The 12,306-nt window shown below is 50.2% G+C and carries 11 protein-coding genes and 3 pseudogenes; 2 read left to right on the top strand and 12 right to left on the bottom strand.

Translation table 11 applies throughout. From position 1 onward, the window contains the following. Positions 1–124 precede the first annotated feature (124 nt). On the bottom strand, positions 125–454 hold the full coding sequence (locus KBY08_RS23445) for a DUF2790 domain-containing protein (protein ID WP_003426956.1): 330 nt from the start codon (positions 452–454) through the stop codon (positions 125–127). A 218-nt stretch (positions 455–672) separates the two neighbouring features. Between KBY08_RS23445 and KBY08_RS23440 the strand changes: the two genes are divergently transcribed. After that, positions 673–894: a hypothetical protein gene (locus KBY08_RS23440; RefSeq protein WP_003343801.1), complete on the top strand. Its 222-nt coding sequence runs from the start codon at positions 673–675 to the stop codon at positions 892–894. A gap of 471 nt (positions 895–1,365) precedes the next feature. Then, a complete protein-coding gene (locus KBY08_RS23435) occupies positions 1,366–2,691 on the top strand; it encodes an OprD family porin (RefSeq protein ID WP_024660067.1) in 1,326 nt (441 codons plus the stop codon). Positions 2,692–2,758: 67 nt separating this feature from the next. Here KBY08_RS23435 and KBY08_RS26590 read toward each other — a convergent pair. The 11 genes and pseudogenes from KBY08_RS26590 to KBY08_RS23375 form a co-directional block, all read right to left on the bottom strand. Then, positions 2,759–3,133, bottom strand: a pseudogene (locus KBY08_RS26590) (RHS repeat domain-containing protein); the annotation flags it as partial. Then, entirely contained in the window at positions 3,134–3,463 is a 330-nt protein-coding gene (locus KBY08_RS23420; protein ID WP_231992748.1) for an immunity 8 family protein, read from the bottom strand. It abuts the pseudogene before it with no gap. Positions 3,464–3,829: 366 nt separating this feature from the next. Further along, positions 3,830–4,234, bottom strand: coding sequence for a hypothetical protein (locus KBY08_RS23415; protein ID WP_024660065.1), 405 nt, complete (start codon positions 4,232–4,234; stop codon positions 3,830–3,832). An 861-nt stretch (positions 4,235–5,095) separates the two neighbouring features. After that, the gene (locus tag KBY08_RS23410; RefSeq protein WP_158226689.1) at positions 5,096–5,365 is read right to left on the bottom strand and encodes a hypothetical protein; all 270 of its coding nucleotides are present in this window, start codon (positions 5,363–5,365) and stop codon (positions 5,096–5,098) included. A 12-nt stretch (positions 5,366–5,377) separates the two neighbouring features. Beyond that, positions 5,378–7,477, bottom strand: a pseudogene (locus tag KBY08_RS23405) (RHS repeat-associated core domain-containing protein); the annotation flags it as partial. A gap of 444 nt (positions 7,478–7,921) precedes the next feature. After that, positions 7,922–8,365, bottom strand: a complete 444-nt coding sequence (locus KBY08_RS23400; protein ID WP_003396849.1) for a DUF6386 family protein — start codon at positions 8,363–8,365, stop codon at positions 7,922–7,924. 11 nt (positions 8,366–8,376) lie between these two features. Next, positions 8,377–9,114: pseudogene (locus KBY08_RS26585) on the bottom strand (RHS repeat domain-containing protein); the annotation flags it as partial. 27 nt (positions 9,115–9,141) lie between these two features. Further along, positions 9,142–9,522 (bottom strand): hypothetical protein, encoded by a 381-nt coding sequence (locus tag KBY08_RS23390; RefSeq protein ID WP_024642571.1) that lies wholly within the window; start codon positions 9,520–9,522, stop codon positions 9,142–9,144. Further along, positions 9,512–10,936 (bottom strand): RHS repeat domain-containing protein, encoded by a 1,425-nt coding sequence (locus KBY08_RS23385; protein ID WP_173924665.1) that lies wholly within the window; start codon positions 10,934–10,936, stop codon positions 9,512–9,514. Before KBY08_RS23385 ends, KBY08_RS23390 begins: the two co-directional genes overlap by 11 nt. Positions 10,937–11,124: 188 nt before the next feature. Then, positions 11,125–11,775: a hypothetical protein gene (locus tag KBY08_RS23380; RefSeq protein WP_024660390.1), complete on the bottom strand. Its 651-nt coding sequence runs from the start codon at positions 11,773–11,775 to the stop codon at positions 11,125–11,127. Between the two features lie 4 nt (positions 11,776–11,779). Continuing rightward, positions 11,780–12,306: RHS repeat-associated core domain-containing protein (locus KBY08_RS23375; RefSeq protein ID WP_225651275.1), on the bottom strand; the 527-nt coding region annotated here is incomplete at its 5' end.

Here is a 12,306-nt window from a genome sequence, read left to right as displayed (position 1 = left end):
ACCAAACGAAGCTGGATTTGAGACGGGAAAAGGAGGGGATTGCAGACGCAAAAAAGTCAGCCCGAATGACGGTCCGGGCTGACGGGGGATGTAACGCTGAGTGGCCGTCCTGGCAGGGTCAGAATCATTGGCTGTTTCTGCACCCGCCGAGGACCTGGTACTGAACCGTGTTCAGCTTGCCCTTGGAGTCTTCGTAGGTCATCAGTTTCGGCATCACGCTACAGGTTTGCAGATCTGGAGACTTGCGGACCAGCTTGGCAACGTCCAGCTTCATGCCGTAGGTGTACTCCTTGATCTCCGGCATCGGCTTGTTATGGAGGGCGGCATACTTCTGCACGCTGGCCTGGTGTTCCTTGATCACTGTAGTGGCTTTGACTTCATCAGAGGTGTAGGCGAAAGCACTGATGGGCGAAAGAATGACCAGGGCAAGTAACAACGATTTGGCTGTGCGCATTTTCTTTTGTCTCCGTTTGAATGTGGCTTAACCCTAACCAATGCGCACTAACCGGAAGGTTGCTGAAACATTACAAATCGGTCATCTCGCAGATGTCAGCTTCCTAACAGTATTGTCATTGTTCGCTCACCTTCCTGTTAGCTCCCCCTCCGTAAGCTTGTTTCATCCCTGACGAGCGCCGAGCGCTGCGCAGGTCCGACATTCAACCGAGAAAGGTAATGATGATGAAACTGGTCAAATCGATGGTCTTCGCCGTAGCTGCCTTGTCCGCCACTGCAGCCTTTGCCGACGACGGTAACGAGTACGCAAGCCCCGCTGCCGACAAGATGCGCCTGGCGCAGGAGATGCGCTTCAAGGAACAGAACAGCAGCAAAGCCGAGCGGTACGTCAATGCTGACGAGAAAGCCGAGGCTGAGCGGTCGACCAAGTCCGAAGGCTGATGCCTTTACTGCCCGACCCGCTGCACCCCTGTTCGCCCTTTGTAGCAGCTCCCTGCTCCTTTGGTCGGGGCGAATCTTTAAGCGTCCTTCGGGGCGCTTTTTTTATTCCCGGCAAAACGTCGGCGATAAGCGTTTTTCATGCATCTGCCCGAAGGGCGTAGGAGCGAACTTGTTCGCGAAGAGGCCGGTATGCTCGCTGCAAATGCACCATCTTCGCTAACCAGCGAAACGTCGCCCGGCCTGCTCCTACGGCCTTCGGCGAGAATAAAAACAGACGTATCCGTTCAATGCCTGTTTCACCGTATTGAACTAACGCAGGCGGTACTTCACTTCCTTTCATATTTGTAATCCCGCTGTCACCTCGACGTTATCTTCGCCACTTCAAGATGGTGCCCCGCTGGCAGCTCTCGCACCTATAAAAAGAGCCAGGTCGACACGTTTAAAACAATCTGCCGATCCATCGGAGCACCTATGACCCAACTCAGAACATTGTCCCTTGCCCTGTGCTCGACACTGGCAGGTGTAACGCCGATTACCGCACTCGCCGAAGAACAGAAAGAAGGCTTCATCGAAGGCAGCACGCTGACGGTACTCAACCGTAACTTCTACATGAACCGCGACCACCGCAACGGCGAGTCAAGCCCGACCGGCAATGGTTACTCCGAAGCATGGGCGCAGGGCATCATCGGGCGATTCCAGTCAGGTTTCACTCAAGGCACATTCGGCGTCGGGGTCGATGCCTTTGCCATGATCGGCATCAAGCTCGACACAGGCGATGGACGCAACGGCGGGCGCAGCGCATTCGATGTGCTGCCCGTCGATGGGCAGGGCAATGCCCGCGACGAGTACAGCAAAGTCGGCGGCTCGCTGAAGGCCAGGGCCTTCGACACCGTCGTCAACGTGGGCGATGTCTTCCCGTCGACGCCGGTGGTGGCATTCGGTGATTCACGCCTGCTGCCGGAAAGCTTTCGTGGCATCACGGCGATCAACAACAGCATCAGCGGCCTGACCCTGCAAGGCGGTCGCCTGCATTCCATGAGCCAGCCGGTCTCCAGCAACCTGCGCGACGGCTTCGTGACCTTCTACGGCGGCGCGGTCGACTCTCCTTGGGTTGCCTACTTCGGCGGTGATTACCAGGCCACCGACAGGCTTAGCCTCGGCCTTTATACCAGCCGCCTGAAAGATGTCTGGGATCAGAAATACGCCTCGGCGTCTTATGTGCTGCCACTTTCCGATGACCTCGCACTGACCGGCAGCCTGAACTATTACAACGCCACCGACGAGGGCAAAAAGCTGCTCGGCGAATTCGACAACGACATCTGGAGCGCAAAACTCGCCCTGCAATACGGCGCACACACCCTGTCGCTTTCGCACCAGCGCAACGAAGGTGATGATGACTTCGACTACCTCAGGCAGTCCGACTCCATCTACCTGGCCAACTCCATCCAGTACAGCGACTTCAACTCACCCAAGGAGCGCTCGTGGATGGTCACCTACAACCTCGACATGTCCACCTTCGGCGTGCCCGGCCTGTCGTTCATGACCCGCTACGGCAAAGGCACCGACGCCGACTACTCCAACGCCAACAGCACCTACATGCGCCGCGACGCACAAGGCAACCCGCTGACCGATCAAAAACGCTGGGAGCGTGATATCGAAGCGAAATACATTGTGCAGACCGGATCACTGAAAGACCTGTCGCTGCGCGTACGCCAGGCAACGACCCGGGCCACGGCGTTCGAATCGGATCTGGATGAGGTGAGGGTGATTGTGGAGTATCCGTTGAGTGTGCTTTGAGGGGGATGATTAAGTGAAGCGTCCTTTGGGGCGCTTTTTTTATGAGGCGTGAATGTTCTCACAATAGTCGATGGTCGGTCTTACCCTTGATCTCCCACTGTTTGGCAACGCGTCTGCCCAGGCTGTCGTACTGGTAGCTGCTGGTGCTTTCCACCTGACTGTTAGCCATGGTCTCGGTTTTGACCAGGCGGTTTTCGCTGTCGTAGGTGAAGGTTTGCCAGCGCACGATGCCGACGATTTTCTCGACCAGGTTGCCCCACGCGTCGTACTTGTATTCGTGGTTGCTCCATTGCTTGAGGCGGTTGTCTTTGACGCGGTCGAAGCGGCTGGTGTTGAAGTTCAGGCGGTTGCCGGCGGCGTCGTAGCGGAATTCTTCGCCGTCGAAACGTTTTTCGGGGTTGTGTTCGAGCAGGCGGCCGTTGGCTTCGTATTCGTAGGTGACTCACGGGCCTCCATCTTCGTAGGCCTCAAATTCCCAAAAACCTAGTCTTGATACTTTTTTTGAAACCTCACTCCAGTTCGCACCTGAACAATCCAACAAGAATTTCTCAATAGCACGAACAATTTTCTGATAATTGTACTCGCGGACAATAAGATAATGCATCCCTATAAGAACCTCATCTGCCCCTAGGTTTTTTTCAATCCACTTTGGAGTGCAAACCTCAATATCAAATGATTCCTCACCATCCTCATCTGCAGGGCCAATCATCGCTTGCAGGAGGAAGCTGAAATCGTACGAGCATTCTGGATGGTAACTTTCAAGATTGTAGATGTCGGGGTTATGAACCCGCTTTAATTGTGCGTTTATGATTTAGTCCATGATGTCCAAATGAGCATTTGACTGCCATTTCTTTGTCTCCTGACCTGGAAATCTTTGCTAAAAATTTGCCTGAGTTCCCTTCTGATGTGGTTTGTAAGTAGGCGGCCTATACTGCCTCAGGCCATTCTGACTAGCTAACGTTTTGCTATCACTAGCTACTTTATACCCATCACCAACCCAAGCTTTCCCCATAACATCTGCTTGTTATCTTGTACCAGAGCCAATGCCAAAATTACCTTTCCCTTTCGTGGCCTCTGTGAGTTTTCCACTCAGTTTTGCCCAATCGTCTGCTCCTTTTGCACCCGCGTTCCTTTGTGTTCAACAACCTATATTTTCAACCACAATTCCGTGAGCCGCTTTCATATAAAAGCAATATTCTTCTCCTGCACGAATCAATACACCTCTCTCCCACCATTTCTCACCCGTGCCTATAAAGATATCGGGCTGCAGCAGACTTTTAAACATATCATCAAGGCAAGCCAACTCATCAAAAAGCTCTTTAAATTCATCTGCGTTAGCAATTTTTGGCTCTTCTAGCAAGCGCTGTAGCAGAGACCTAAATCTAATATCATTAAGGTATTCAGAATAATCCCAACGATATACATCCTTGCACTCCTCAATAAAAAACCTCCACTTCTGAATTAAAGATACCAGACTTTCACCACCGAACCCAAAGCGCGTTAAAATACTCGCACACAGTTCAAATATACTTTCATTTTTCATAGCTGATCCTTGAAGTATTTTAGCTGCGCGGCAGCGTTACCGCTTGGCCTAAAGAAGGTATTTATTTTTCCTTCTCTCATAACACCAAAGTATTCAGTCGACGGTTCAAATCTAAGCATGGAACCATCTGTTCGAGTTCGTTGCAGTACTCCTCCCCGAGCAGCGGGAGACCAAAAAGATCGTGCGGCACTAACGTAAGAGTCTAACGAAGTAAGTTCTGGTACATCCGCACCATCTGGCTTCGCTGTTGCTTTACCCTTTCCGCCCAATATGACCCCTTGAGAATGTTTGACATAATGCTCAAATGCTTTTCGCCCATTTGAAAAATCATGTAATAACTGAAGTTCTTTAGGTCCTTGGCTAGCAACAACATCTACACCTTTACAGTACTCGGGCCGACTTCGCCTTTCGCTTTTGCACCAACAGTATCACCCGACGCGATTTTCGTTGTCTACACGCTCGACGTCAGACGGGGCGCGGCCTGCGCGCAGGTCGGTTCCGGTGATGTGCTGTCGCTGCATAAAATCGCCCAGACGCGGTTTCAGGCACTGTCGCTACGGCCCACATACGCTATTTTAAATTTCTGTCACACGAGTCATTTCCCATGCCCGAGCTACTCACTCCATACGATCCAGCGCACGCCATGATCGACCCGCAGGCCGGTGGCCATTTTTCTCACGGATGCGCTTCAGGCGGGTGATGCAGGTTATGTTGGCGGCACACGCCAAGGGCATAGGTGTAATCGCCGAAGCAACGGGGGTTACACACGATCATTTAGAAGGTTTTTTCAGCGCTTGTGACACCCCGAGTGCAAAAACACCGGCGCTAGGCCGGTGTCAGATCACATCTAGGCTTCTACAATTAACAAGAGACATTCAAACCGCAAGCAGAGATAAAATCACGTATCGGTATATCAAGAAAGCTACTCTCTCCAGCGGAAAGAGCATCTTGCAATGTGACGATGTCTTTTTCAAAGTCCAAAGAAACGTCAAAGCAATTAAACTCGAACTCCCTGAGCAGAACGCTTTTTGAGCACATCCGCTCATCAAAAGCATCTTTCAAAATAGAGCGAACGCTGTCGTCCAGCTCTTGGGCGACAAATCGTTCTATTAGTGTGCAGTCACTGCTCATAACCATTCCTAACTAGTACGGGAACGCTGTCTGAATCACACCATTCCGAACATTTATTTTGATTGTCGATGTTGGAGCGCCTGAGACGCTTCTTTCAATCACCTTACCTGCGTTGTACTCAATAACATGCCCACCTGGGCCATTAGGAGTTACCTTCCCATACCTCAGTGCGTTATCAACATAACTAGAGACATCTTTAACAGATGTTCCTTGCGAGAACTTACTAACATTCGAAAATCCTGAGTCAGGTCCGTGGCGATAGAATACATGCTCAATACCTGTCATCAAACCGCCTTTTTTATAAGTGCTCGCGCTCCACGATGCATCTATTTGTCTTGGGGCTGGTAATGCCTTGATCGTGTCATCTACAACAGCCCCAGTTCCTTTTGCACCACCCGAAGAGCTTTTGCATAGACCGAACGGATCAACCCACCCATTAGGATTAGGCGCATATTGATAGAGATTATCCCCACCACTCAACCCAATCGGATCCTGCGTAATAAACCGCCCAATCTCCGGATCGTAATACCGAAACGTGTTGTAGTGAAGCCCCGTCTCCACGTCGAAATACTGACCCTGAAACCTGAGGTTCTGCTCGACCTCGTTCACCACCAGCTTCTCAATCGCCCCCCAAGGCCGATATTTGGCCTGCCAGACGATCTGCCCTTCGGCGTCGGTCATCTCCAGCGGCGTACCGATCTGATCGGTGTGGAAGTAGTAGACCTTGTTCTCTACCTCGCCCTCTTTCTCATCAACACGGGCCAGCGGCGCATAACTGCCGGGCTCGTACAGATACAAGCTGCTCTGCCCCGGGCTTTCTTCACGCAGCAAGCGAAGGCCTTGCCAGAGAAATAGTCGATGGTCGGTCTGGCCCTTAATGTCGGACTGTTTGGCGACGCGCCTGCCCAGGCTGTCGTACTGGTAGCTGCTGGTGCTTTCCACCTGACTGTTAGCCATGGTCTCAGTTTTGACCAGGCGGTTTTCGCTGTCGTAGGTGAAGGTTTGCCAACGCACGATGCCGACGATTTTCTCGACCAGGTTGCCCCACGCGTCGTACTTGTATTCGTGGTTGCTCCATTTTTTGAGGCGGTTGTCTTTGACGCGGTCGAAGCGGCTGGTGTTGAAGTTCAGGCGGTTGCCAGCGGCGTCGTAGCGGAATTCTTCACCGTCGAAACGTTTTTCGGGGTTGTGTTCAAGCAGGCGGCCGTTGGCTTCGTACTCGTAGGTGACCTCGCCACGCAGTTTGTCGAGGGTGCGGCTCAGTTCGCCGGCCGGGTCGTATTCGTAGCGGCGATGGAGCGGGTTGTAGGCGTGCTCGACGTAGCGCTCTGGCTTTATGAGCGGGTTCTGGATCTGCGACAGTTTTTCCGCGGGTAGGGTGGTTGCGTACTGCCAGGTCTTGCGCCCCAGAGCGTCATAGCCGAAGCAACTGGTGAGCTTGCCCTGGGTGCGATAGATCTCGCGGTGCAGGTCGTCGCGCTCCATGTCGCTGATCAGTTGGCCATCCAGGTTCAGTTGATGCAGGTGACCGCTACCGTAATACAGGTGGTTCAGGTGCTGGCCGGTGGGAAGGGTCAGCGTGGTCAGGTTGCTGAGCGGATCGTACTCGTAGGCCAGCGCGCCCTGAGGCGACGATTCCTGTGTCAGGCGGCCCAGAATGTCGTAGGCAAATTCCAGTTTTTCAGCCGTGACACCGAGTTTTCTGCCACCGTCGGTGGGTGTGCGCTGAATGGACAGCAGGCGGTCGCTGTCGTCGTAGGTGAAATCCTGACGGGCGTCGTCGTTGAGTCTGGCCAGCAAGCGGCCAATCGGGTCGCGCTCGAAATGCGTGCTGCGTTGTGGTCGCTCACCTTTTTCGCTGTAGCCGATTTCCTCAACCTGAGTCAGTTGACCGCCGAGGTTGTAGCTGAAACGGCGGGTCAGTTGGTCGATGCGCTTTTCTTCGATCAACCGGTCGGAGTCGTCGTAGGCGAACGTGTAGGTGGCGTCGTTTTCATTGATTAGCGCGGCAAGGCGCAGGGCTTTGTCGTACTGGTAGCCCACGATCAAACCCTTGGGGTCCTGGCGTCTGATCGGCAGGCCACGGGCGTTGCGGTACAGCGGGATGATCTGGCCTTGCGCAGCACTTCTCCGTTGGGTTTACGTTGCAGTGCATAGGTTGTCGATGAGGTAGACAGAACTTTCTATTAGGGTAAAAAAACATTGTCGTTGTGCAATAAGCCAGGGCAATATTAACATTGCCTCGATCTAAATTGGATTTTTAAAGATCATATTCCGCAGATAATAGGAGCTATATCGTTGCGCTGGGAGATATAAAGACTATCGTCAAAGAGTGCATCAAATAAGATGTCCTAAAATTTCTCTTGGGCTAATCATGGTTTCTGCTTTTCTAAGTTGATGTGGTATTTATCAGGGCAAAAGGTTGGTAAAAGCCCGCGTGCCTAAAACCCCAATAAATCTCTTTGCCATGGCTGCTTTTTGATTTGATGCTTTCACTCTCTCCCTATTCCTGAAGTCTGAATTTATTTATATTTTAGGCTCCGTGTTTTGACAGTTTTATATTCGTATAGGCTCTTTTATAGAGTTGTATTTTTCTAGTGTTGGGGTAAAGCAGAGCTCTATTGTATTGCCTGCTCTAGCGAACTTCATGCTGTAGTCGCCAGGAGCGAATTTTAAAGTTTTTCCTTGTATAACATCAGATCCATCTGGCTCAAGATCTCCCCCTGACGTATCCTCTCCGGCTCCAATAAAAACTTGGCCCGACGGGAAATGTAGATTTAATGCACCTGTTTCATTTTCGATGTTATCCAACAATTTAATAGTGTAGTCGCCGTCATCTCCTAAACCAAGAAAGGCAATGTTACCTTTGTTTGTCTCAAGAATCTCATCCTCCACAATGCTCCACCAGTCAGGAGAATCAGAGACTCTATGCTTAATTGCATCAATGTCAAATATTGAAATAGTTGCAGTGTCTGTAAAAACAGAAAACTCTTTTGACATATAGGTATACCTCAATTAAAAATGATTGAAATGATTGAAATGATTTTATCATCAGGCTTTAATCCTGCTTTTCGGCCTGCGTTTTTCAAAGAGCTACCAACATTTTTATTGATTGATTCATCAAGCATCTGCAACCGTTGTGTTGAGGAGCCGCCTACTATCAAATTTATAGGGTGATCAGCATTAATTTTTGATAAGTTTGGAGGCTGCCCGTACATTCTCTCAAAGCGTGCAGTCACCGCTTTTCTGTATGATCCCTGGAGCGAGGATATTCTAACATCATGAGTGCCAGGCGACCATACAAGGTCTCCTCTGGCAGCTGCCCTAGTTAATGCATTTTGCTTTTTCGCAAATTGACGCTCAAGAACGCTTGGCTCAGCGACAGATAGACTTGGATTGTTCAAAATCTTCGGTTTATTGACATTTAGGGCGGTCGAACATGACCATCCTAATGGATCAATCCAACCAATCGCGCTCGGCGCATATTGATAGAGATTATCCCCACCCGACAACCCAATCGGATCCTGCGTAATAAACCGTCCAATCTCCGGATCGTAATACCGAAACGTGTTGTAGTGAAGCCCTGTTTCCACATCGAAGTACTGCCCCTGAAATCTCAGGTTCTGCTCGACCTCGTTCACCACCAGCTTCTCAATCGCCCCCCACGGCCGATATTTGGCTTGCCAGACGATCTGCCCTTCGGCGTCGGTCATCTCCAGCGGTGTACCGATCTGGTCGGTGTGGAAGTAGTTTAATTGCGCTAGCTATATAAGCAGTCAATCTTTTATTTTTAATGACATGCAGCCATCAATTTCAAAGCTTTCAGAGTTTATTATAAATATCACGAGAAAATTTTCTATTTCTAATGGTACCCAGCTTCGCAATGCCTTATCTTTTGAGGCTTCCAGCGAGGCTGCACATAAGTCTGCGCCATTAAGTAGGCGCCCTTGCGATGCTAGGTTTTTGGCCCTGAACTCTATGATGGATTTTAGAGTGTTTTTATTTTGATCATCATAGGCAGATATCTCCGGAGGTATTGGAAAAACAGTATCAGATATCCTTGATTTTTTTATTAATTCACTTGTGATGGGGTCACAAGAGTTCGAATTGAAAAACGATTTGAAGTCGACTTTTTTTATGATGTCTTTAGAATTCATTTGGATTGAATACCTCAAGTCCTGAGCGATTTCCTTTCAGTAGTATCTCCATCTCGCCATACCTATCTGGAGACAACTCCCACGACCAGCTATCTCCAGGCTTGGGCGCTCCTGTCGGGGTGCCTAATACAACCCCGCCGGGGCCTTCCTTCTCCGCCCACCATTTAGCTATCTTAGGATCTCTTGTCCAAGATGTATACGGGCTATCCTTAGAGGCACCTCCCCGATTGTGTAACTCAGGCGTTATATCGCTATTGGCATTACCTGGCTTAGCTATACCATTTCTTGCATTTCCGATCTCAGGATGGTTGGCACTCACTCCCCGGAACAGTTCGCAAGCCCAACCCAGAGCATCAGTCCATCGAATTGGATTAGGCGCATACAGATAGAGATTATCCCCCCCACTCAACCCAATCGGATCCTGCGTAATAAACCGCCCAATCTCCGGATCGTAATACCGAAACGTGTTGTAGTGAAGCCCCGTCTCGACATCGAAATACTGTCCCTGAAACCTCAGGTTCTGCTCGACCTCGTTCACCACCAGCTTCTCAACCGCGCCCCAAGGTCGATATTTGGCTTGCCAGACGATCTGCCCTTCGGCGTCGGTCATCTCCAGCGGCGTACCAATCTGGTCGGTGTGGAAGTAGTAGACCTTGTTCTCTACCTCGCCCTCTTTCTCATCAACACGGGCCAGCGGCGCATAACTGCCGGGCTCGTACAGATACAGGCTGCTCTGCCCAAGACTTTCTTCACGCAACATCCGCAATCCCTGCCACAGAAAGCGCTTCTGGTCTGTCTTACCCTTGATCTCCCACTGTTTGCCAACGCGTCTCCCCAGGCTGTCGTATTGATAGCTGCTGGTGCTTTCCACCTGACTATTAGCCATGGTCTCGGTTTTGACCAGGCGGTTTTCGCAGTCGTAGGTGAAGGTTTGCCAGCGCACGATGCCGACGATTTTCTCGATCAGGTTGCCCCACGCGTCGTACTTGTATTCGTGGTTGCTCCATTTTTTGAGGCGGTTGTCTTTGACGCGGTCGAAGCGGCTGGTGTTGAAGTTGAGGCGGTTGCCGGCAGCGTCGTAGCGGAATTCTTCGCCGTCGAAACGTTTTTCGGGGTTGTGTTCAAGCAGGCGGCCGTTGGCTTCGTATTCGTATGTGACTTCGCCACGCAGTTTGTCGAGGGTGCGGCTCAGTTCGCCGGCCGGGTCGTATTCGTAGCGGCGATGGAGCGGGTTGTAGGCGTGCTCGACGTAACGCTCTGGCTTTATGAGCGGGTTCTGGATCTGCGACAGTTTTTCCGCGGGCAGGGTGGTTGCGTACTGCCAGGTCTTGCGCCCCAGAGCGTCATAGCCGAAGCAACTGGTGAGTTTGCCCTGCGTGCGATAGATCTCGCGGTGCAGGTCGTCGCGCTCCATGTCGCTGATCAGTTGGCCATCGAGATTTAGTTGATGCAGGTGACCGCTGCCGTAATACAAATGGTTCAGGTGCTGGCCGGTGGGAAGGGTCAGCGTGGTCAGGTTGCTGAGTGGATCGTAGTCGTAGGTCAGCGCGCCTTGGGCGCAATGTTCTTAGCCAGCCGCCCCAATTAACCTACGGTGTAATGTTAATCAGTTAGCTGGCTATTAAGATAGCTTTCTAATAGCTCTAAATCAAAATTATTGTCTTTAATTATTTTCTTGTTAGAGAGTATTTTCTTAAGTAAATCTTTTTTGGGGATTTTTGGGTTTTGCATAATGGCGCAATGTATAAAAATAGCAGGGTATGCATAAATACTTGGGGCGTCATTTACGTCTTGAATTGTGCGTTCGCTTGCAATTATGCAACCTGCGATTTTTGGTATGTAATCTTCTTCGATAATTTGTCTGATATGCTTGCTTATAGCGACGGCATCTTCAGGAGTCGGTGTTTTTAATACGCCACCGCTCACCAGTGTGAGTTTCTTATCTTCTATTTTTAATGTGGTATAAGAGCTGCACGCTTTGTTCAGTAAGTTGCTTTTATAGGGGGCGATAAAATTTGCGGTGCATTCGTAAATAGGTCCGCCGAAAACGTGCCAGCCGAGATAGTAGCCATTGGCGTTGGTAAGGTGTTCCAAATAAAGCTCGGCAACATATGCTTTTTCAAACTTAAACTTTAGTTTGTTTTTAGATGCTAAGATTTTTATCTTGTCTGTGCTGATTGACTTGGAGGTGCTGATGGCTTTAAGCTCTTTTAATAGTTCGTTTTCAAATATTTTTCTATTTTCCAAGCTCATAAAGTTACCTATATTTTAATATGCTAAAGATCGCATTGTGAGTTGCTCCTTTGCCGCCCAGTTCAATGCCGCGCTGCCCTTTAGTGTCAACTTTAAAAGTCCCTGCAATTCCTTTTGATTGCTTGATCACCCCCCCGCCTAAGTGAATAGTGGTATTGGCAGGTGTGGACATATTGTATATGCCTGCTGCTTTTTGGTTTTTTGTGAGCCCGCCTGATCTGTGTTTTACTTCAAATACGTGAATTACACCATTTTTATCTTTGGCCACGAAGTCCGCACGTATTCTGCTACCGTTAACCGTCATTGTCAGTTCTTCTGCAAGAACCTCGTAATTATTGCGCTCAAGATCACGCTTGGCTTTAAGTCGTCCTTTTTCACCACTTGCAGCACTCTTGCACAGACCCCAAGGATCAACCCACCCATAAGGATTAGGCGCATACAGATAGAGATTATCCCCACCACTCAACCCAATCGGATCCTGCGTAATAAACCGCCCAATCTCCGGATCGTAATACCGAAACGTGTTGTAGT

This window comes from Pseudomonas sp. P135 (assembly GCF_020312125.1).
In the GTDB taxonomy this organism is placed as follows: domain Bacteria; phylum Pseudomonadota; class Gammaproteobacteria; order Pseudomonadales; family Pseudomonadaceae; genus Aquipseudomonas; species Aquipseudomonas fragariae.
This window is presented reverse-complemented; position numbering and strand designations above follow the sequence as displayed.

Excerpts from the sequence above, each read along its gene's own strand:
- KBY08_RS23390 (WP_024642571.1), bottom strand. The coding sequence starts at position 9,522 with ATGAATTCTAAAGACATCATAAAAAAAGTCGACTTCAAATCGTTTTTC.
- KBY08_RS23385 (WP_173924665.1), bottom strand. The coding sequence starts at position 10,936 with ATGGAGCGCGACGACCTGCACCGCGAGATCTATCGCACGCAGGGCAAA.
- KBY08_RS23435 (WP_024660067.1), top strand. The coding sequence starts at position 1,366 with ATGACCCAACTCAGAACATTGTCCCTTGCCCTGTGCTCGACACTGGCA.
- KBY08_RS23415 (WP_024660065.1), bottom strand. The coding sequence starts at position 4,234 with ATGAAAAATGAAAGTATATTTGAACTGTGTGCGAGTATTTTAACGCGC.
- KBY08_RS23410 (WP_158226689.1), bottom strand. The coding sequence starts at position 5,365 with ATGAGCAGTGACTGCACACTAATAGAACGATTTGTCGCCCAAGAGCTG.
- KBY08_RS23400 (WP_003396849.1), bottom strand. The coding sequence starts at position 8,365 with ATGTCAAAAGAGTTTTCTGTTTTTACAGACACTGCAACTATTTCAATA.
- KBY08_RS23440 (WP_003343801.1), top strand. The coding sequence starts at position 673 with ATGATGATGAAACTGGTCAAATCGATGGTCTTCGCCGTAGCTGCCTTG.
- KBY08_RS23445 (WP_003426956.1), bottom strand. The coding sequence starts at position 454 with ATGCGCACAGCCAAATCGTTGTTACTTGCCCTGGTCATTCTTTCGCCC.
- KBY08_RS23380 (WP_024660390.1), bottom strand. The coding sequence starts at position 11,775 with ATGAGCTTGGAAAATAGAAAAATATTTGAAAACGAACTATTAAAAGAG.